Source organism: Pseudarthrobacter sp. Y6 (assembly GCF_050156205.1).
Lineage (GTDB): Bacteria > Actinomycetota > Actinomycetes > Actinomycetales > Micrococcaceae > Arthrobacter.
Map to the genome: position 1 here is coordinate 1 of NZ_CP189574.1, position 21344 is coordinate 21344.

The following is a 21344-nucleotide window of genomic DNA, read 5'->3' on the forward strand; positions in this document are numbered from 1 at the left end:
GGTGTGGTGGTTAAGTGGGAGAGCCTCCAGACGTGTGTCTGGAGGCTCTCGACCGTAATGATGTTCCGGCGGTGACCTACTCTCCCACACCCTCCCGGGTGCAGTACCATCGGCGCTGTGGGTCTTAGCTTCCGGGTTCGGAATGGGACCGGGCGTTTCCCCCACGCTATGACCGCCGTAACCCTTCGACCCGTCACACCCGAAAAGGGGGTGTGTGGGAAATCTGGTTACAACATGCCCTGCAATTGTTGTTGCAGGTGTGGTGTTGTTATTGTGTTGTGTTTTTGTTCCCTGTGCAACGTGCCGTCCGTGGACGGGTTTGTTGTCTGGGAACCACATAGTGGACGCAAGCAGTCTTGTTTTCTTTTTACCGCCCCGTGGTGTAAACCCCTTTTGAAATGGGTTTACGGGGGTGGTGTGTGGTGTAAGTTATCGGCCTATTAGTACCGGTCAGCTTCACGAGTCGTTAGTCCTCGCTTCCACATCCGGCCTATCAACCCAGTGGTCTGGCTGGGGGCCTCTCACACACAAGGTGTATGGAAATCTCATCTCGAAGCGAGCTTCCCGCTTAGATGCTTTCAGCGGTTATCCCATCCGAACGTAGCTAATCAGCGGTGCACTTGGCAGTACAACTGACACACCAGAGGTTCGTCCGTCCCGGTCCTCTCGTACTAAGGACAGCCCTTCTCAAATTTCCTGCGCGCGCAGCGGATAGGGACCGAACTGTCTCACGACGTTCTAAACCCAGCTCGCGTACCGCTTTAATGGGCGAACAGCCCAACCCTTGGGACCTACTCCAGCCCCAGGATGCGACGAGCCGACATCGAGGTGCCAAACCATGCCGTCGATATGGACTCTTGGGCAAGATCAGCCTGTTATCCCCGAGGTACCTTTTATCCGTTGAGCGACGGCCATTCCACAATGTACCGCCGGATCACTAGTCCCGACTTTCGTCCCTGCTCGAGATGTCTCTCTCACAGTCAAGCTCCCTTGTGCACTTACACTCGACACCTGATTGCCAACCAGGCTGAGGGAACCTTTGGGCGCCTCCGTTACTTTTTAGGAGGCAACCGCCCCAGTTAAACTACCCATCAGGCACTGTCCCTGACCCGGATTACGGGCCGAAGTTAGATGTCCAAAGTGACCAGAGTGGTATTTCAACGATGACTCCACCCGAACTGGCGTCCGGGCTTCAACGTCTCCCACCTATCCTACACAAGCCACTCCGAACACCAATACCAAACTATAGTAAAGGTCTCGGGGTCTTTCCGTCCTGCTGCGCGTAACGAGCATCTTTACTCGTACTGCAATTTCGCCGAGTTTATGGTTGAGACAGCGGGGAAGTCGTTACTCCATTCGTGCAGGTCGGAACTTACCCGACAAGGAATTTCGCTACCTTAGGATGGTTATAGTTACCACCGCCGTTTACTGGGGCTTGAATTCTCAGCTTCGCCGTAAGGCTAACCGGTCCTCTTAACCTTCCAGCACCGGGCAGGAGTCAGTCCGTATACATCGTCTTGCGACTTCGCACGGACCTGTGTTTTTAGTAAACAGTCGCTTCCCCCTGGTCTCTGCGGCCCCGATCCCCTCCGGACAGCAAGTGTCCATCAAGGTTGGGGCCCCCCTTCTCCCGAAGTTACGGGGGCATTTTGCCGAGTTCCTTAACCATAATTCTCTCGATCGCCTTAGTATTCTCTACCTGATCACCTGTGTCGGTTTGGGGTACGGGCGGCTAAAACCTCGCGTCGATGCTTTTCTCGGCAGCATAGGATCACCAAATCCCCCCGTGAGGGGGTCCCATCAGATCTCAGGCATCATGAACGGCGGATTTGCCTACCGTTCGCCCTACATCCTTAGACCGGGACAACCATCGCCCGGCTTGGCTACCTTCCTGCGTCACACCTGTTAATACGCTTGCCTCCCAGGATCAGGTCCCGCGCTCCACCAAAACCCTCACACCACAAGGGCGATCGGGCAGGTATCGGGCGGTTAGTATCCCCTGTTCAACATGGACGGTTTTTCGCCGGTACGGGAATATCAACCCGTTGTCCATCGACTACGCCTGTCGGCCTCGCCTTAGGTCCCGACTTACCCAGGGCAGATTAGCTTGACCCTGGAACCCTTGATCATTCGGCGGACGGGTTTCTCACCCGTCTTTCGCTACTCATGCCTGCATTCTCACTCGTGTAGGCTCCACCGCTGGTTTACACCGCGACTTCACTGCCCACACGACGCTCCCCTACCACTCCAGACGCCTGAACCAACCCCACAAAGGGGGCGGCTTAGCTAATTATCTGAAATCCACAACTTCGGCGGTGTACTTGAGCCCCGCTACATTGTCGGCGCGGAATCACTTGACCAGTGAGCTATTACGCACTCTTTTAAGGATGGCTGCTTCTAAGCCAACCTCCTGGTTGTCTTCGCAACTCCACATCCTTTCCCACTTAGCACACGCTTAGGGGCCTTAGTTGGTGGTCTGGGCTGTTTCCCTCTCGACCTTGAAGCTTATCCCCCACAGTCTCACTGCTGCGCTCTCACTTACCGGCATTCGGAGTTTGGCTGACGTCAGTAACCTTGTAGGGCCCATTAGCCATCCAGTAGCTCTACCTCCGGTAAGAAACACGCAACGCTGCACCTAAATGCATTTCGGGGAGAACCAGCTATCACGAAGTTTGATTGGCCTTTCACCCCTACCCACAGCTCATCCCCTCCATTTTCAACTGAAGTGGGTTCGGTCCTCCACGACGTCTTACCGTCGCTTCAACCTGGCCATGGGTAGATCACTTCGCTTCGGGTCTAGATCACGCCACTGCAACGCCCTATTCAGACTCGCTTTCGCTACGGCTTCCCCACACGGGTTAACCTCGCGACGTAACACTAACTCGCAGGCTCATTCTTCAAAAGGCACGCCGTCACACCCATACAGACAAGCTGCAGATGCTCCGACGGATTGTAAGCACACGGTTTCAGGTACTGTTTCACTCCCCTCCCGGGGTACTTTTCACCTTTCCCTCACGGTACTGGTCCGCTATCGGTCATTAGGGAGTATTTAGGCTTATCAGGTGGTCCTGACAGATTCACACGGGATTTCTCGGGCCCCGTGCTACTTGGGATACTCTCCAGGCGGCACAAAACATTTCGGTTACGGGGCTCACACCCTCTCTGGCCGGCCTTTCAAGACCGTTCACCTATGCCTGCACATCACACCTCACTGTCCCGGCAGAGACAGTACGGAAAGTCCCACAACCCCGACCATGCAACGCCCGCCGGCTATCACACATGGAACGGTTTAGCCTGATCCGCGTTCGCTCGCCACTACTGACGGAATCACTATTGTTTTCTCTTCCTGCGGGTACTGAGATGTTTCACTTCCCCGCGTTCCCTCCACGCACCCTATGTGTTCAGATGCGGGTCACCAGGCAGCTCGCGCCCCTGGCGGGGTTTCCCCATTCGGACACCCTGGGATCACAGTCCGGTTATCGACTCCCCCAGGCTTATCGCAGATTCCTACGTCCTTCTTCGGCTCCTAATGCCAAGGCATCCACCGTGTGCTCTTAAAAACTTGACCACAAAAGATCAAAAACGCTAATTTTCGAGAGAACCACGGAAACCACCCACACCCAAAGGTGCAGACAGATCCAGGTTCATATTCTTGGAAATTGCTTCTTATAAAAGATGCTCGCGTCCACTATGTAGTTCTCAAACAACAACCCCATACCACACACCCCACACACAGGCCCCAAAAAGAGCCAAACGCGCATGATCGATGCAGCCAGGAAACCAGAAACAAACAAACCCGACAGACACAACCGCAACCCGAAAGCCACGACCCCATCCCCCGGCCCTGTTGCCTCAGGACCCAACAGTGTGCCAAACACTAAACCACCCACCCCACACCCACACCGTTCCAGGACACCCTCAAGAGGGGATCCGTACTGGGCAAGGAGCAAAACAAGCGGCCGCTATTCATTGATATTCCACCCTTGAGCACCCGCCGCGAACTAGCGTCTGCGCAACGGGCATATACTCCTGACAAACCCCCCACCCCACATACATGAGGCAGCTGATCTGTAGGTGCTCCTTAGAAAGGAGGTGATCCAGCCGCACCTTCCGGTACGGCTACCTTGTTACGACTTAGTCCCAATCGCCAGTCCCACCTTCGACAGCTCCCTCCCACAAGGGGTTAGGCCACCGGCTTCGGGTGTTACCAACTTTCGTGACTTGACGGGCGGTGTGTACAAGGCCCGGGAACGTATTCACCGCAGCGTTGCTGATCTGCGATTACTAGCGACTCCGACTTCATGGGGTCGAGTTGCAGACCCCAATCCGAACTGAGACCGGCTTTTTGGGATTAGCTCCACCTCACAGTATCGCAACCCTTTGTACCGGCCATTGTAGCATGCGTGAAGCCCAAGACATAAGGGGCATGATGATTTGACGTCGTCCCCACCTTCCTCCGAGTTGACCCCGGCAGTCTCCTATGAGTCCCCGCCATAACGCGCTGGCAACATAGAACGAGGGTTGCGCTCGTTGCGGGACTTAACCCAACATCTCACGACACGAGCTGACGACAACCATGCACCACCTGTAAACCGACCGCAAGCGGGGCACCTGTTTCCAGGTATTTCCGGTTCATGTCAAGCCTTGGTAAGGTTCTTCGCGTTGCATCGAATTAATCCGCATGCTCCGCCGCTTGTGCGGGCCCCCGTCAATTCCTTTGAGTTTTAGCCTTGCGGCCGTACTCCCCAGGCGGGGCACTTAATGCGTTAGCTACGGCGCGGAAAACGTGGAATGTCCCCCACACCTAGTGCCCAACGTTTACGGCATGGACTACCAGGGTATCTAATCCTGTTCGCTCCCCATGCTTTCGCTCCTCAGCGTCAGTTAATGCCCAGAGACCTGCCTTCGCCATCGGTGTTCCTCCTGATATCTGCGCATTTCACCGCTACACCAGGAATTCCAGTCTCCCCTACATCACTCTAGTCTGCCCGTACCCCCCGCAGATCCGGAGTTGAGCCCCGGACTTTCACGGCAGACGCGACAAACCGCCTACGAGCTCTTTACGCCCAATAATTCCGGATAACGCTTGCGCCCTACGTATTACCGCGGCTGCTGGCACGTAGTTAGCCGGCGCTTCTTCTGCAGGTACCGTCACTTTCGCTTCTTCCCTACTGAAAGAGGTTTACAACCCGAAGGCCGTCATCCCTCACGCGGCGTCGCTGCATCAGGCTTTCGCCCATTGTGCAATATTCCCCACTGCTGCCTCCCGTAGGAGTCTGGGCCGTGTCTCAGTCCCAGTGTGGCCGGTCACCCTCTCAGGCCGGCTACCCGTCGTCGCCTTGGTGAGCCATTACCTCACCAACAAGCTGATAGGCCGCGAGTCCATCCAAAACCACAATAAAGCTTTCCACCCCCCACCATGCGATGAGGAGTCATATCCGGTATTAGACCCAGTTTCCCAGGCTTATCCCAGAGTTAAGGGCAGGTTACTCACGTGTTACTCACCCGTTCGCCACTAATCCACCAGCAAGCTGGCATCATCGTTCGACTTGCATGTGTTAAGCACGCCGCCAGCGTTCATCCTGAGCCAGGATCAAACTCTCCGTTGAAGTAAAACAAAAACGAACACAACCACCAACCCCGGAAATAACAGGGATAAAATGGCTGCAAAATTTGAAACCAGCTGTAAAAACCAGACCCAACCACGGGGTGGCGGACCTGGCCAAAACAACCAATCAATAAAACAATTGGTATCAACAAACTTGGCACACTATTGAGTTCTCAAACAACAGACACACCCGGCACCACCACAACCATTCATCGGCCGTGGATCGCTCCGGAGCAACTTTTCAAACTTACCCGGTTTCCCGCCCCGATGCAAATCCATATTCCAGGACCCGCACCAGCAGAAAACACATCCCCACCAAACCGAGGCGCTCAAAAGAACAACCAACATTTGGTCTTGAATTAGGGGGTTTGGCCGCCCGCGGTAACCAGCTCTTCGCTGTTCCCCTCGCGGCGACTTAGAAAACAATACACCCACCCAACCCCCACCGCAAATCCACCCCCACAAGGGCCCAAAACCCCGCCGTTCCGGGCCCAAAGCCGGTATCGGCACCCAAAGCCGGGCGCCGCCGTCGTACGTGACTTCTGTGTGCTGCAGCACACCCGCCGACACCGCTCGCCGCAACAGCTGTTAAACGCAGAAGGGCCGGCAACCAAACGGTTGCCGGCCCTTCTCAAGCAGCTGGAATCAGCGGTGCTGGATTACCAGGAAGACTTGGTGATGCCCGGGAGCTCACCGCGGTGAGCCATGTCGCGGAAGCGAACACGGGAGATACCGAACTTCTGGAAGGTACCGCGCGGACGGCCGTCGATGATGTCGCGGTTACGCAGACGGACGGGCGACGCGTTGCGGGGAAGCTTCTGCAGGCCGAGGCGTGCTGCTTCGCGAACTTCGTCGGTCGAGTTGGGGTCAACCAGAGCCTTCTTCAGTTCGAGGCGCTTTGCAGCGTAACGCTCAACGATGACTTTACGCTGTTCGTTCTTTGCGATCATTGACTTCTTAGCCATGTGTTTAGCGCTCCTCTCGGAATTCGACGTGCTGACGGATCTTGGGATCGTACTTCTTCAGAACCATGCGGTCCGGGTCGTTACGACGGTTCTTCCGCGTCACGTAGGTGTAACCCGTGCCCGCAGTCGACTTGAGCTTGATGATCGGACGTACGTCCTTGTCCTTAGCCATTAGAGCTTCACTCCCCGAGCAAGGATGGCGGCGACGACTACGTCGATGCCGCGTACGTCAATGGTCTTGATGCCCTTTGCAGAAAGCTGCAGCGTGACATTACGGCGCAGGGACGGAACCCAGTAGCGCTTCTTCTGGATGTTCGGATCGAACCGACGCTTGTTGCGACGGTGCGAGTGCGAAATGCTGTGCCCAAAGCCCGGCTCGGCTCCGGTCACTTGGCAGTGTGCTGCCATGACTTCTCCTCAAGAATTGAATGTAATGATCCGCATATCTGCTGCAGGATCATGCGGCTAAGTGCGACCCAAAGTGATCAGGGTGAACGGTTAGTCACGCAACTTGAGCCCCTAACTACCGGCTACCCTGGAGAAAATTACCGGGCCACCGGAGCAATTGCGCACGCTCCGCGCACTTAGCGCCTACCAAGTCTACGAGTTCACGCAATTAAAGACCAATCCGGGCTCGGGCGGTGTATAAGGGGGCGTTGCGTCAGAGGCGGGTGAGCTGGGCGTACTTGGGCGCCAGGCCGTCGCCCGAGGACTTGCCGGTGACGCGGCGGACCACCCACGGGCCGGCGAATTCGCGGACCCAACGGATGTTTGCGCGGACGGCTTCGGCCCGGTTCAGCTCAGGCACCGGGGTCATGGGCGGGACTTCGATCGAGTGGTCGTGCTCCAGGACGGTGAGGACGCGTTTGGCCATGTTGGCGTGCCCGGCGGCGGACATGTGCATCCGATCCGGCGCCCACATGCCCCAGTCGTAGTACTCGTTGAAGCGCCAGTAATCCACCAGCAACGCTCCATGATCCCCCGCGATGCCTCGGACCAGTTCGTTGTAGATGGCCGTGCGGCCGCGCATGGTGCTGAAAACCTTGGAGCCTCGCGCGTCGAAGCCGGTAAACATCACCACGGTGGCGCCGATCGCAGCCAGCTTGCGGATGCCGGCGTCGTACTCCGCCAGCAGATCGTCGATGTCGATCTTGGGCCGCAGAATGTCGTTGGCGCCTGCGTAAATGGTCACCAAGGTGGGGTTAAGGTCGACGGCGGCGTCCACCTGCTCTGCCATGATCTGGCGGAGCTTCCTGCCGCGGATGGCCAGGTTGGCGTAGCCGAAGCCGGGATCCGACGCGCCCAGCTGCTCCGCCACGCGGTCCGCCCAGCCCCGCACGCCGTTGGGCCGGCTGGGATCGGCATCCCCGACCCCCTCCGTGAAAGAGTCGCCGAGCGCTACATACCGGGTCGAAAAGTCCATGGCGTCAGTCTTTCATCTGTTGCCGGGAGCAACCAAGACGGGGCTCTGTCAGGGCGACGGCCTATGGCCGGCTTTCGGTGTCGCGGAGGATCCAGTGGTCATCGTCAAGCCTGGCCACGATCTTTTCGCCGATGCGTGCCAGATCGTGGATGTCGCGCTCCGTCAGGGCGTCCAGGAACTTGGTGCGGACCGCTTCCACGTGCCCCGGTGCGAGAGACACCAAAGTGGACATGCCGGCGTCGGACAGGTGGGCAGTGGTGACGCGTGCGTCGCCTGGATGGGGCCGCCGCTCCAACCAGCCCCGTTTCTCCAGCTTGGTGACTACATGCGAGAGCCGGGACAGCGACGAACTGGTGCGGGCGGCCAACTGGCTCATCGGCAGGAATCGGCCCTCAGCTTCGGACAGCATGGCCATGACGTTGTAGTCGAACAATGACACCTTGCCGGCCGTGTGCAGCTGGGTGTCCAGGGCGGCGGGAAGCATGGTGTTGATGCTCAGCAACGCCAGCCAGGCACGGCGTTCGTCGGCATTGAGCCAGCGCGGTTCGGTCATGGGTTCATTCTAGAAGCAGCGCGTGGTTGAGAGTTCAAGTGACGCACCAGTTCCCGTGGACCCATCCGAGTAGGCTGACCCTATGTATGTTGTGTCGCTGACCTACAAGGTGCCCGAAGACATTGTGGAGTTCCATCTGGACGGCCACGTTGAATGGCTGAAGAAGGCCTTTGACGACGGCGTTTTTGTCGCCGCCGGGCGCAAGGTTCCCCGGACGGGCGGGTTGCTGCTGTCCAGGGCGGACCGTCCAACGTTGGAGGCGAGCCTGGCCAACGACCCGTTTTACGCGAATGGAGTGGCTGAATTCGAAATCATGGAGTTCGCGGCCAACAGGGTGGCGCCGGGCTTCGAGAACCTGCTGGACACCTAGGACTTCTCCGCCTCTGCCCTGGTTTTGTCCGCCAGCTTCTTCAGCCCGCGCTTCCGCGGGACCTTGACGGGTTCCGGCCAGCGCGGCGCCAGCGTATCCCCAAGCGTGACGCCCCTGATTTTGCGGCCGAAGAGCGGCAGCACCCAGTCATTAACCCAACGCCGCTGCCGCTGCTCCCACTCCCGCAGGCTGAGCCGAGCCTGCGGGTCCCAGTCCTTCGGGCGGATTTTGTGCGGCACGCCGAGCTGGTCCAGCACCTGCCCGGCGAGGTACTTATGGCCCGCCTTTGACATGTGAAGCCGGTCAGCGTCCCACATCCGCCGGTCATGGAACGCGTCCAGGCACCAGTAGTCCACCAGCACTGCTCCATACGTGGCCGCGATCTCCCGCACCTGTTGGTTATAGCTGGTGTTGCGCTTCCTCAGCGGCTCCAGGAGGGCCGAAACCTTGACGTCGAAACCCGTGAACAGGACCACCGTGGCTCCGGTTCCGGCGAGCTTGGCCACCACGTTCTCGTAGTCGACCATCAGTGCGGCCATGTCCGTGCCGATGTCCAGGATGTCGTTCCCGCCCGCATAGAGGGTCAGGAGCGTGGGCTCCATGGCAAGCGCCGCTTCAAGTTGCTCGCTGATGATGTGACGGAGCCGCTTGCTCCGGATGGCCAAGTTGGCGTACTCCCATCCGGGCTGGGCCTTGGCCAGCTTTTCGGCCACCCGGTCAGCCCACCCCCGGACGCCATTGGGGAGGCGCTCGTCCCGGTCCCCAACACCTTCGGTAAACGAGTCCCCTAAAGCAACAAATACCCGCCTGCCCTCCCGGTCCGGAAGCAAAGGATTAGAACCCATCCACCGAAAGTAGCCACCCAAAGAAACGCCAAGGTAAACGGATAGCAACAGAATGTGAGGGGGCGTTGGGAATCAGCCGTCAGAATGAGAGGGAGCGTTGGCGAAAAACGTGTGAGAAATGAGCGAGCGTTGGAAGGTGACCCGACCATCGAGCCGGAGCCGCTGGCCTCCCTGGGGCGCATCACCGGCCAAGTTGTTCTGGCGTGGCTGGGTTCTTACAGGTGTCGGTTCGCCGGCGGGCGCGGGAAACAGCTATAAGTTGCGACCTCCTGTTACCCAAGAATCGGCGGGAACCGGCGAAAACTGCCAGCCCTCTCCAGGTGGCACAACCTCTGGTCACATATTTGCGGGCTTAGATCACGATCAGGTAACGTTGCGGCTGGCCCTAATGCAGGGCCCCGGACGCCCGAACGCTGGGCCCCGACGCGCCCATCGACGGCGCCTGCTAGCTCCGGCCCTACCAAGGGGTCGATAGATGCTTTCCGCACTCGCCATCGCTTAGTTGCGACAGTCGTTTGCTCAAGTCCCAAGCCCGGAGGGGTATCTTGTTCAAAAAAATAGCCATCGTAATGACTATGGGTGCTTTGTCCTTGACGGGGTGCGGCGTCGCCCCCACTACAAATGGGGCATCTGCCCCATCCTCGGCTGGCCGCGCGTCGGCACCTTCCAGTGCAGCCCCAACTACCGCAGCCGCGGCGTCTTCAGCCGCAGCATCTCCGGCGCCCACGGTTTCGAGCAGCGGCCAGACCCCCGCTTCGGCGGCGGCGGCAACCCCGGCGGCAGCCGTCACCTCGGCGCCGGCGCCCGCGCCTGCCGCGGCCCCGGCGACGGTGGCGCCCCCAGCCAGCCAGAGTCTCGCGACGACGGGTGACGGTGCGCAGGCAGCTACCGCCTTCGGTTGGGGCCCGGTCCTGGCGGGAGATGAGTTCTCCAACACCGGAGCACCGGACCCTACAAAATGGAGTGTTTATAACGGTGCGGGGCACGCAGGCAAAGGCATCCGCAGTCCTCAGGCCTGGTCAGTCGCCAACGACGTGGCCACTGTAAGCGGAGATGCCGCAGGCACCACAGGCGGCATGTCGGCAAAGTTCGCGCAGCAAAAGTATGGTCGCTGGGAAACCCGCATGAAAACCAATGCACGGGACCCGAAATACCACCCGGTCCTGATCCTCAACAACAACAGTGCCCCGAACTGTGCCGAGATCGATTATGCCGAGGGCAGCACAGTCACCACCGTGATGAGGTTCTTCCTGCACTACGCCTGTGGTGGAGCGGATTTCCAGACCACAACGGCGACGCCCGTCGATAGCACACAGTGGCACAACTACGCGGTGGAGTGGACCCCGGCCGGCATCACCGGATACGTCGACGGAGTAAAGACCTTCACTGACACGAACCCGGCGCACCAGCCCTCTGTCGCCATGAAGCAGACATTGCAGCTGGATTGGTTCCCGGACGGCTCCGCCACCAAGCCCTCGCAGATGCAGGTCGATTGGGTCCGCGTCTACCGGTAAGACAGGCGTCTCCGGCTGAGGGCTCGCCGGGGAACGGTTGGAATAGCCGCGGGGCCGACTCGCGGGGTGCCGCAAGTCTCTGAGCGGCAACGAAGTAAATGAGAAAGACCCACCGGGACCTGACGAGTTCCAGCGGTCGTTGCAACACCCTGACTTTCGGGAGTGGCAACGACCGTGGTTCGTTAAGGTGATGATTCATCAAGATCCCGGTGGTAGGGGAAGGGCCAGAAGGATTCGTTTCTCGCTGTATTTGAGCGGTTGAGGCGTACCGAGCCGGAGTTTGGTGTGCTGTACCTCGGCGGGACGGGCAAACTCCCACACCTGCTAGGCGTCTTCAACCCCAGGCGCGTTCCCGCGCTCGGCTAGACCTCCGCTTTCCCCCGGCGCCAGTACCCCATGAAGGCAACCTGCTTCCGGTCGATTCCCACGTCCCGCACCAGATAGCGCCGCATGTCCTTGATAACGGCAGCCTCGCCGGCGATCCAGGCGTAGAAGGGCATGGCGCCGGCGGGCATGGCGGGGTTCTTGGTGGCCTCGATTTCGGCTGTCTCCATCCGCGCGGGCGTCTCCCAGAGGATGTCCACGTCCACGTTGACGTCCTCGGGCTCCGGGCCGGCGCCGCCGTCGGACGCTTTGATCCCCACCCAGCCCGGCACCGGAACGGCAAGGCGGACGGACTCCTGGAGCAGCTCGCCGTGCGGGCGTGAGCGGCCGATGGCGGCACCGCGGGGAAGCCAGGTGATGTCGATGTCGGCGTCCGTCTTGAGGTCGAGGAAGTCGCCTGCCTCCGGTACTTCGAGGAAGGCGTGGCCGGTCATGTAGGACGGCAGGCTTTCGAGGATAGCGGAGATGGCGGGAATGGCGGTTTCATCACCGGCGAGCAGGATACGCTCCGCCATTCCGGGCCGCCACTCGATGCCGCCGTAGACCTCGGCGGTGTAGCACTGGGCGGCACGGTTGTTGGGGCCAATGATGGTGATCGCATCGCCCGGTTTGGCGTTCAGGGCCCAATTCGCGGCCGGACCACCGTGGCCGTCGGCGTCGAAATGCATCACAAAGTCAACATCAATTTCCGGATAAACGGCATCAAGCCGGGACTGGCGGACCGTGTAGGTGCGCATGGAGCCGCGCACGGCGGGGTCCATGGCAAGCCATTCCCGGTACCAGCCGGCCTGCGCCATTTCGAAGACCGGCAGGGGCAGTTGCGTGCCGTCCTCTGCCAGGGAAGGGATCATCAGTTTGATCCGCAGGTCAAGGGTGTCGCCGTTAACGCCAAAGTCCCGCAGCGAGTACCCGCCGAAGGTGATCCGGCGGAAGTTGGAGCTCAGCTCGTGCACCGAGGAAACGGTCACCTCGAAAGCCAGGGTCATGGGCTCGGTGGCGGCGATGTCGCGGGTCTTCATGAAACGAGCTCCAGTTCGGTTGCGGTGGTGTGGTGGCGTCCGATGGGGATAATCAGGGGCGTGCCCGAGACGGGATCGGGAATCACCCGGGACTCAAGGCCGAAGACGTCACGGACCAGCCTTTCGGTGACAACAGTCATGGGGTCGCCCAGGGCCACGATCTCGCCGCCCTTCATGGCGATGACATGGTCCGCGTAGCGTGCCGCCAGGTTCAGGTCATGCAGGACGATGGCCACGGTGGTGCCGCGCTTGCGGTTCAGATCCGTGACCAGGTCCAGGACTTCAACCTGGTGCGCCAGGTCCAGGTAAGTGGTGGGTTCGTCCAGCAGGAGCACGTCGGTTTCCTGGGCCAGCGCCATGGCGATCCAGACGCGCTGGCGCTGGCCGCCGGACAGTTCATCGACGTTCCGCTCAGCGAGTTCCAGCGTTTCTGTCGCTTCGAGCGCGCGCTGCACGGCGGCGTCGTCCTCGGTGCTCCAGCTGCGGAAGAAGCCCTGGTGCGGATACCGCCCGCGGCCCACGAGGTCGCGGACAGCGATGCCGTCCGGCGCGGTGGGGTGCTGCGGGAGGAGGCCCAGGGTGCGCGCCAGTTCCCGGGCCGGGCGGGCGTGGATGTCCTTGCCGTCCAGCGTGACCACGCCGGCTGCCGGTTTGAGGAGGCGGGACAGTCCGCGGAGGAGCGTGGATTTACCGCAGGCGTTGGCGCCCACAATCATGGTCACCTTGCCCTCGGGGATATCCGCCGTGAGGCCGTCCACCACGCAGCGCTGGTCGTATTTGAGTGTGAGGTCCTGGGCGCTGAGAACGGCCATGTCAGGCATCCTTTCGGTTGGCCGTGACCAGAAGCCACAGCAGGAACGGGGCACCGAGCGCGCCGGTGATAACACCGACGGGCAGCACGGTGCCGTCCAGCAGCAAGGGGGCGAGGTTGGCCGCGGCGTAGTCGGCGGTGAGGACAATCAGCGCACCCACCAGGGCCGACGCCGGGAGGCTGGCTTTACGGGTGAAGCGCCGGGCGATCGGGCCAGCCAGGAAGGCGACGAACGAGACGGGCCCGGCAGCCGCTGTCGCCACCGCGGCGAGTGCGACGGCGGTGACCACCACGGCGAGGCGGGTGAACCCGACACGGATACCCAGCCCGGCCGCGGCGTCGTCGCCGAGTTCCAGGATGCGCAGCGGCCCGGCAAGGGCGATGACGGCGGGGACCAGGACCAACAGCGCCAGCGCGAGCATGCCCGCCCGGTCCCAGTTGGCGGAGTTGAGGGAGCCGTTGAGCCAGACGAGTGCGTCGGCTGCCGTGCGGATGTCCGCGCGGGTCATGAGGAAGTTGACCACCGCGTGCAGGGCGGCGGCGATGCCCACGCCGGCCAGAATCAGCCGGTTGCCCGCGGCGTTCCCCCGGTTGCCGCCGCCTGAGCCCAGTGCCGGTCCGCGGGAGATGGCGTAGATCAGCGCTGCGATGCCCAGCGCGCCGCCAAGCGCCGCTCCGGACACGGCCGGCCCGGTGGCGCCGAAGATCACGATGGCGGTGACCGCTGCCGCGCTCGCACCGTAGCTGATGCCGATCACGTCCGGGCTGGCCAGCGGGTTGCGGAGCATGGTCTGGAACAGGCCGCCGGAGAGGCCGAACGCGGCACCGATCATAACTCCGATGACGGCCCGGGGCAGCTTGTTCTCCATGACAATGAAGCTTGCGCCAGGGATTCTCTCACCGCCGGTCAGGTGTCCGATGAGGATCTTGAAAAAGTCCGGGATAGTCACGGTGTAGCTGCCCAGGAGCACGTACACCGAGAACATGATCACGACGCCGAGGGCCAGGGCGGCGGTCCGGTTCAGGATGGTCCGGCCCATCAGGGGTGCGCGAACTGGCAGATAATCCCCTGTTTTCGGGGTTTTGAGGGCGTTATCTGCCAGTTCGCGCCCGGTGGAGGGGGTCACAGCCCGGCCGCCTTTCCGCGGCGGATGAGCCAGACGAAGACCGGCGCACCAACGAGTGCCGTCATGATCCCGGCCGGAACCTCGCCGGGAAGCAGCACTACGCGGCCGATAATGTCCGCGCAGAGCAAAAGTGCCGGTGCGAGGACCACGGAGAACGGCAGGATCCAGCGGTAGTCGGGGCCAGTGAGCGACCGGACCGCGTGCGGAATGACCAGGCCAACAAAGCCGATCGGCCCTGCCAATGCCGTCGCGGAACCGCACAGCAGCACGATGCCCAAGGCTGTCACTCCACGGGTCAGTCCCACACGCTGGCCGAGGCCGCGGGCGATGTCATCACCCAAAGCCAGGCTGTTGAGGATGCGGCCGGTGCCAAGAACAATAAGTGCCCCGACGGCCAGGAACGGGAGGCCCGGGAGCACCACTGCCCAGTCGCGGCCGGCGATTCCGCCCACCTGCCAGAAGCGGAAGCGGTCCACCGTGTCCTGGCTGGAGACGAGAATGACGCTCATCAGGGAATAGAGCCCGGCACTGAGGGCGGCTCCGGCGAGGGCTAGCTTGACCGGCGTCGCACCGTCCCGGCCCATGGACGCGACGAGGTAAACCACGACGGCGGCGGCTCCGGCACCGATGAAAGCGAACCAGATGTAGCCGCTCAGGGAGGTGACGCCGAAAAGGTAGATGCCGGTGACAACGGCCAGCGCGGCTCCGGCATTGACGCCCATGATGCCCGGATCTGCCAGCGGATTGCGGGCAACGCCCTGCATCGCGGCGCCGGCCAGGCCCAGGGCACCGCCGGCGAGTATTCCCAGGACGGTGCGGGGGATGCGCGCGTGGACCACGGCGTGGTCCCCGTTGGCGGCGTCGAACTGGGTGAGCGCCTGCCACACAGTGGCCAGGGAAAGGCCCCTGGCGCCGATGGCCAAGGAAGCGGCGGCTAACAAAGAAAGTACGACGACGGCGGCCAGCAGCCAGGCAGCCTGCCTGGTTCTGGCCTTCCCGCCGGCGCCAGCCAATCGAACGGCGCTAGCCCATCGAGCGGCGCTAGCCCATCGAGCGGCGCGAACGGACCCTTGAGGCCCTCGTTGCGACCCGATCGGGGTCCCAAGTGTCCGTTCGCGCAGTCCGGCGGGTGCCGTCGTCGTACTTTCCGTCATGGAACGGTGCTTACTTCACTGCATCCGCGGCGGTGGCCAGCTGCGGGAGGAACGTGTCCAGCGCCCACGGCAGGCTCAGCGGCGAGGAGGCGGAGATTGCCAGGACCAGGCTCTTGTCCGCATCGGCAACGAACGCGCCGTTCTTGATGGCCGGAATCTGGCCCAGCAGGGGATCGCTCTTGACGGCCACAGCGGTCGCGGCATCCTCAACCGAGCTCAGGAAGATATCGGCCTCAAGTTCGTTGGCCTTCTCGGCGGACCACAGCACGAAGAAGTCCTTGGAGCCCGCGGAAGCCTTCTCGGCGACCGGGGCCAGTTTCATCCCGATGGCTGAGAGGAACTTCGGACGGTTGTCATTGGCGGTGTAGAAGCCCGTGGCGGTGAGGTCCGAGGGATCGGTGTATCCGTAGATGAAGCTTTTGCCGGCGATCTGCGGGTACTTGGCAGCTTCTGCCTTGACGGTGGCCTCAGTATCGGCGATGAGCTTGGTAGCCTCAGCCTCCTTGCCCAGCGCCTTGCCGATGATGGAGGTTGAATCCTGCCATGAGGTTCCGTAAGCAACCTCGGGGTGGGCCACCACCGGCGCGATTTCGCTGAGCTTTTTGTAGTCCTCTTCGGTCAGGCCGGAGTAGGCGGCCAGGATGACGTCAGGGGTGAGCTTGGCGATCTCGGTGAAGTTGATGCCGTCAGCCTCGGAGAACTGGACCGGAGCCTTGTCGGAACCGAAGCCGGCGCCGAGTTCTTTCAGCGCCGCGTCCTTCCACGGAGTGGAGCCCTGCTCGTTGCCGCCCCATTCGTTCGTGGGGACGCCCACCGGGACAACGCCGAGGGCAAGGGCAACGTCGTCGTTGACCCAGGAAACGGTGACTACGCGCTTGGGCTGTTCCTTGACGGTGGTTTCACCGAAGACGTGCTTGATGGTGACCGGGAACTGCGAGTTGCTGGAGCTGGAGGTGCCGGCGTCTGACGTGGAAGACGCGGGGCCGGTGGAGCAGGCGGACAGTGTGAGTGCCGCGGCGGCCAGAACTGCCGTTGCCTTGCCGGCTGACTTGAACAGCGTGCGGCGGGTGGCGCTCGGGCCGGAGATGAGGGGGGAAGTCACGGAACTCCTTAGGTGAATGATGCGAACCTAAGTAAGGGTAGCCTAGCCTGTTCATAATTAGAAAAGCTTTGTATTGCGTAATTAATTATGTGACGCAACGAATAGCAACAGGTCATTGCCGGCTGGGACTTCGACGAGCTGGTGGGACACTACGGCGCAATCGTCCGGGCCCAGATCGACGCCTGCACGGCTGCCGGATAGGCACTCCGCCGGCGCCCGGGTCAGCGGAGCACGATGTCCACGGGGTTCGCCTCGGACCGCCACTGACCTTCCGCGCCGGGCCTGGGCCGGATCACCGGGGCGGTGAGCACGCCGGAGCGGTTGGTGCGCTTGTCCCGCAGGATCTCCGTCACGGAGCCCAGGTGCCGGGACAGGTCGATCACGTTCTCCGGAGCGGCCAGCAACAGCTGGAATCCGAACTCGTGCAACGCCTTGATCCCGGCGCCGGCGAACTCCTCCGAGGCCAGCACAAATGCCTCATCCATCATCACGGTGCCGTAAGTGGTGAACCCCTGCTCGGCGATACCCAGCTGGTAGCTCAGCGCCGCGGCCATGATGAACGCAGTGAAGCGCTGCCGCTCGCCGCCGGACATGGAGCCGGTGTCTGCGTGCATGTAAACGTCGGTCCGCTTGCCGCCGCCCTTCTTGCCCGACGCCGGCCCGGTCACCTCCCGGTGCTCCTTGCACTGGATGAACAGGTGCCCGCGGACGTCCAGCACTTCGGCGCGCCAGCGCCTGTCCTCCGGGGTGGGTGATCCGAGCCGTTTTACGAGCGTTTCGAGGGTCTTGTACCGGGCGGTGAGCTCGGCGTCGTCGCCTCCCCCGGTTTCCGGGCCGGAACCCGCGCGGGCGGGCCGAGTGTGCCGGGCCTTCAGCGCGTTCTGGATAGCGTCCTTGAACTGCTTGGCCGTAGCCGGCAGGGTCTGCTTGATGTCCAGTTCCAGAAAGCTGCCCTCATGGAAGTTGACCTCGGACAGGATGCCGTTGAGCGGCAGGATGCGGCTGGTGATGGACCGCCGCTCCTCGTCCAGCAGGTGCAGCAGCGTGCTGAAGGATTCATGCGTGCGCTGGTTGAAGAACTGCCGGAACTCGGACTCCTGGGCGGGAAGGCCGTCGCTGATGATGGCGTGGTAGCGGCCTTCGAACTCCCCTGCCGCACCGATGGAGGTGCCGTGGTCCGCGGAGATCGCGGAGCCCCACTCGCGCACAAAACCCTCGAAGATCCGGGTCAGCCGCTCGGAGGTTGCCTGCCCGCGCGTCTCGGCGGCGTGCAGCTCCCCGAGCAGCGCGGTCCGGACGCGGTTGGCCAGGTTGTCCAGCTCATGCATCTCGCTGACGTCGCCGAAGTCGGTGAAGTACGGTTCCAGCGCGGTGACGGTGGCGTCCGACGGCGGCGACTGCTCCAGGCGGGTACGCGCGGCTTCCAGCAGTGAAGCGGCGGCGCTCAGCTGCCGGTCCAGTGCCTTGTATTCGCTTTGCAGGACGGCTGCGGCTTCGGTGCTTGCCTGGTGTTTCTGCCGCGCCGTTTCGATGTTGGCGCGCAGCGGTTCCAGGTCTGCCTGGGCCGCGAGGGCATCCTTGAGCCGCTGTTCAATCCGGGTGAGTTCATCGGCGGCGACGGCCGCTGAGACCTGTTCCCAGGGCCGGTGGTCCTCCGCGATTCGGCGGAGGGCATCGAGCTGCCGGCTCATGCCCTGGTGCGACTCTTCACGGCTCTGGGCCAGCTCGGCGGCCTTGGCGAGTTCCTGCTGCAGGTCCTCCACCTGGGCGGCCACGAGCTCCAGCTTGGCGGCGTTGTCGAACCCGAGCACGTAATCCTGGCGGCTGGTGAAACGGTCGTCCTTCTCTACCGTGTGCCGGTTGCGTTTGACCACACCGCCCAGGCTCATGCCCTTGTCCAGGGTGGCCAGTTCATTGGGGTCCTCGACGCACGGGTAGGCGAGGTCGAGGGCGATCCGCTCCCGGATCCATTCCCCGGCGTCCGCCACCGCGCCGCTGGCGAGGATGTCCAGCTTGGTGAGCAGGTCGCCGTCGCACGCGTCCTCCACGGCGAGGGCGCCGCCCGCGAGCGGCTTGGACACGTCCACCGCGCGCAAGGCGCCGCGTACCTTGTTGTCGTTGAGGTAGCGGGTCACCGCAGCGAAATGTTCGCCGGGGACCAGCAACGTGGTGGCGAGGTTCCGGAGGGCGCGCTCCGCCGCCGGCCGCCACTGTTCCTCCCCTTCGGCGAGGTCCATCAGCTCGCCGCCGAACGGCATCCGGTCTTCAGGAACGCCGGTGGCCGCAGCGATTGCCGCACGGTTTTCAATGCTCGACGGCGGCAGCAGGGACTTGCGCGTCTTCAGAGACAGCAGCTCCTGCTGGGCTGCCGCCAACTCACGCTTCTTGGTGGCGTGGCCGTCGAAGGCTTCGAAGCGGAGCTCCTGCAGGGCCTGCGAGTCATCCTTGAGCTCGGCCGACCTGGCGGCAGCCTGCTCGTGGGCCTGTTCCCAACCCTCAGCGGTCCACTCCAGCTGCAAGCCGGCGTCGGACAGCGCCTTTCGGGCCGCTTCCTCCACCTGCTCGCGGAACCGCAGCCCTACCTTGGCGTTGTCCAGCGACTGCTCGATCGCGGAGATCGCATTGCCGCCCTGGTTGTTGTAGTCGGTCTCCAGCTGGCGCAGTTCCTTGGCCAGCCCGTCGCGGACCGAGCGTTCCGCGCCCAGCTCCTTGGCTTTCACCTGGGCCAGCTCCTTGAACCGGGCAAGGGTTTTCTGGTGGACCGTGACCGCGAGCTGCTGCTTGTAGGCTTCGAACTCCTCGCCCGACAGCTCACGGAGCCGGTTCGCGTCCAGGAGCGACTGTGCGTATTCCTTGTTCAGCCCGGGCACGGGGGCCAGCCGGTCCCGCTGCTGCCGCACATCCTCCAGCCGCTGCCGGATGGACATGAGGTTGCTGAATTCCTCCACCACGTCATCCGCCGCGGTGAGGGTGGCGGGGGCGTCCAGGACCTGATCGCGGAAGAACGTATTGACGCTGCCGCCCAGGCCCTTGCCGGCCTGGATCACGCGGAGCAGGGGCAGGGCCTGGTCCGAGCTGATGCCGAGGAGCCTGCGGAAACGCTCCGCAAAGGCCTTGTGGACATCGAAGATCTGGGCGTCCGGGAAGATCGTTTCCAGCCCGGCTTTGGTGAAGCGCTTCTCCGCAATGTCCTCAATGGCCGGCAGGTCCAGCGGCTTGCTGTCGATCAGGTAGAAGCGCCCGACGCTGGACTCCGTGCCGTTTTTGGGCAGGTCAAACAGGGCGGACACCGTGATGCGGGTGCCCGCGGCGTTATCGAACGTCAGTGCGACGGCGGACCACGTGGCACCGGGGCGCTGGAACGCGCTGGCCGAGCCTTCGCCCACCGCTTTGTCGCCCACCTTGCCGCGCATGTAGGTGAACGTGGTCCTCTTGTCCTCCACGGCACCGCCGGCACGCTGGGCCGCGGCCTCGTTGGAGCGCGGCCGGGCATCAAACACCCTCAGCATGGCATCAAACAGCGTGGACTTGCCCACGCCCGAGTTGCCCGTCAGCAGCGTTCCGTTCCGGTCCACGTGCATCGCGTGGGCCCCATGGAACGTGCCCCAGTTGACCACCTGCACCAAGGCAAGGCGCATCTGGCCGGGATTCGTGAGGTCGCCCATCGGCAGCATGGTTGCGATACTCACTTGGCTTCCTCCGCTTCGGTGTCATCGGCTATCGCGCCGCCAGCGTCCTCTGGCGAAGTGTCGCTGTCGAGTTCTATCAGGGCTTCAGTGCCCGTGGGGTCTGTGGTGGCTGCTACCAGGGCCTCGATTTGGGCGGGGATGTCGCCCATGTTTTCGAAGGGGAGGGCCAGCGGGAGGGCATTGGAGATGGTGTAGACATCATCCAGGCCCGTGGTGAGGAGCAGTTGGCGGGCCAGGAGCTTGGTGATGGCACGGGTGACCACGTCGGAATCCCGCAGCGCGTCCTGCTGTCCGGCGGGCTGGTAGTGGGCCACGAGGTCAGCGATTTCCTCGCGGGTGATGGTGGCATCGGTCTGGGCCGTGACGTGGCGGTCCAACAGCATCCGCAGGCGGAGCAGCACGATGGTCTCCACCCGGCTCAGCGCACGCTGTTGGCGCAGGATGCTCGATCGGTTACTGCCGCCGATCGCCTCAGGATCCACCGGACGCAGGACGGCGATCTTGCGCTCGTGGTCCAGCTGCAGGGTCAGGAACAGCTCGGACAGGCGGCTGCGCAGGATGATCTGGTTGTCCAGCAGCATGGACCACAGCTTCTCGTCGCGGCCGCCGTCAACGTACGGACCCTTGAGCAGCTTGACCAGCGCCTGGCGCACCTTCATGGAGAGAACGCCGGTATCGCCGGGAAACAGTGCCGCGCCGTCCACAAACGTGTCGCGGGGCGTGACTCCGCCGCTGCGCTCGACCACCGGGTGTGCCGCCGTCGTAATTTCTTCAGTCATC

16 protein-coding genes and 3 rRNA genes are annotated in these 21344 nt (G+C 62.5%); 3 read left to right on the forward strand and 16 right to left on the reverse strand.

The features are described 5' to 3' along the window. Nucleotides 1–63: 63 nt before the first annotated feature. The 8 genes from rrf to ACQCSW_RS00040 form a co-directional block, all read right to left on the reverse strand. Nucleotides 64–180 (reverse strand): 5S ribosomal RNA (rrf, locus tag ACQCSW_RS00005). Nucleotides 181–419: 239 nt separating this feature from the next. After that, a 23S ribosomal RNA gene (locus ACQCSW_RS00010) occupies nt 420–3568 on the reverse strand. A gap of 517 nt (nt 3569–4085) precedes the next feature. Continuing rightward, nucleotides 4086–5609, reverse strand: a 16S ribosomal RNA gene (locus tag ACQCSW_RS00015). Together the 16S, 23S and 5S rRNA genes form the textbook arrangement of a ribosomal RNA operon. A 658-nt stretch (nt 5610–6267) precedes the next feature. Further along, nucleotides 6268–6573, reverse strand: coding sequence for a 30S ribosomal protein S14 (gene rpsN / locus ACQCSW_RS00020; RefSeq protein WP_026266887.1), 306 nt, complete (start codon nt 6571–6573; stop codon nt 6268–6270). Nucleotides 6574–6577: 4 nt separating this feature from the next. After that, entirely contained in the window at nt 6578–6745 is a 168-nt protein-coding gene (gene rpmG, locus ACQCSW_RS00025) for a 50S ribosomal protein L33 (protein ID WP_013602737.1), read from the reverse strand. After that, entirely contained in the window at nt 6745–6981 is a 237-nt protein-coding gene (rpmB, locus tag ACQCSW_RS00030) for a 50S ribosomal protein L28 (protein ID WP_056342125.1), read from the reverse strand. The genes rpmG and rpmB overlap by 1 nt, the downstream gene beginning before the upstream one ends. Before the next feature lie 253 nt (nt 6982–7234). Next, on the reverse strand, nt 7235–7996 hold the full coding sequence (locus tag ACQCSW_RS00035) for an SGNH/GDSL hydrolase family protein (protein ID WP_426988805.1): 762 nt from the start codon (nt 7994–7996) through the stop codon (nt 7235–7237). Between the two features lie 61 nt (nt 7997–8057). Further along, nucleotides 8058–8549, reverse strand: coding sequence for a MarR family winged helix-turn-helix transcriptional regulator (locus ACQCSW_RS00040; protein ID WP_426988807.1), 492 nt, complete (start codon nt 8547–8549; stop codon nt 8058–8060). Between the two features lie 82 nt (nt 8550–8631). On the opposite strand from ACQCSW_RS00040, the gene ACQCSW_RS00045 reads away from it, so the two are divergent. Then, nucleotides 8632–8919, forward strand: coding sequence for a YciI family protein (locus tag ACQCSW_RS00045; RefSeq protein WP_354252766.1), 288 nt, complete (start codon nt 8632–8634; stop codon nt 8917–8919). Here ACQCSW_RS00045 and ACQCSW_RS00050 read toward each other — a convergent pair. Continuing rightward, a complete protein-coding gene (locus tag ACQCSW_RS00050) occupies nt 8916–9764 on the reverse strand; it encodes an SGNH/GDSL hydrolase family protein (RefSeq protein ID WP_426988809.1) in 849 nt (282 codons plus the stop codon). The two genes, ACQCSW_RS00045 and ACQCSW_RS00050, sit on opposite strands and share 4 nt — an antisense overlap. A 598-nt stretch (nt 9765–10362) precedes the next feature. Between ACQCSW_RS00050 and ACQCSW_RS00055 the strand changes: the two genes are divergently transcribed. Beyond that, nucleotides 10363–10635: a hypothetical protein gene (locus tag ACQCSW_RS00055; protein WP_426988811.1), complete on the forward strand. Its 273-nt coding sequence runs from the start codon at nt 10363–10365 to the stop codon at nt 10633–10635. 205 nt (nt 10636–10840) lie between these two features. Continuing rightward, nucleotides 10841–11278 carry a glycoside hydrolase family 16 protein gene (locus tag ACQCSW_RS00060; RefSeq protein WP_426988813.1) on the forward strand — a complete coding sequence of 146 codons (438 nt, stop codon included), beginning with the start codon at nt 10841–10843 and terminating at the stop codon, nt 11276–11278. 362 nt (nt 11279–11640) lie between these two features. Here ACQCSW_RS00060 and ACQCSW_RS00065 read toward each other — a convergent pair whose 3' ends face one another. The 7 genes from ACQCSW_RS00065 to ACQCSW_RS00095 form a co-directional block, all read right to left on the reverse strand. Beyond that, nucleotides 11641–12681, reverse strand: a complete 1041-nt coding sequence (locus ACQCSW_RS00065; protein ID WP_426988815.1) for a siderophore-interacting protein — start codon at nt 12679–12681, stop codon at nt 11641–11643. Then, the gene (locus tag ACQCSW_RS00070; RefSeq protein ID WP_426988817.1) at nt 12678–13493 is read right to left on the reverse strand and encodes an ABC transporter ATP-binding protein; all 816 of its coding nucleotides are present in this window, start codon (nt 13491–13493) and stop codon (nt 12678–12680) included. Before ACQCSW_RS00070 ends, ACQCSW_RS00065 begins: the two co-directional genes overlap by 4 nt. Before the next feature lies 1 nt (nt 13494). Further along, nucleotides 13495–14532, reverse strand: coding sequence for a FecCD family ABC transporter permease (locus tag ACQCSW_RS00075; protein WP_426990587.1), 1038 nt, complete (start codon nt 14530–14532; stop codon nt 13495–13497). Between the two features lie 83 nt (nt 14533–14615). Next, nucleotides 14616–15773, reverse strand: a complete 1158-nt coding sequence (locus tag ACQCSW_RS00080) for a FecCD family ABC transporter permease (RefSeq protein WP_426988819.1) — start codon at nt 15771–15773, stop codon at nt 14616–14618. A gap of 10 nt (nt 15774–15783) precedes the next feature. Continuing rightward, a complete protein-coding gene (locus ACQCSW_RS00085) occupies nt 15784–16875 on the reverse strand; it encodes an iron-siderophore ABC transporter substrate-binding protein (protein WP_426988821.1) in 1092 nt (363 codons plus the stop codon). 221 nt (nt 16876–17096) lie between these two features. Continuing rightward, complete coding sequence (locus ACQCSW_RS00090) at nt 17097–20564, reverse strand: ATP-binding protein (protein WP_426988823.1); 3468 nt, start codon at nt 20562–20564, stop codon at nt 17097–17099. Then, a complete protein-coding gene (locus ACQCSW_RS00095) occupies nt 20561–21343 on the reverse strand; it encodes a DUF4194 domain-containing protein (protein ID WP_426988825.1) in 783 nt (260 codons plus the stop codon). The genes ACQCSW_RS00090 and ACQCSW_RS00095 overlap by 4 nt, the downstream gene beginning before the upstream one ends. Between the last annotated feature and the right edge of the window lies 1 nt (nt 21344).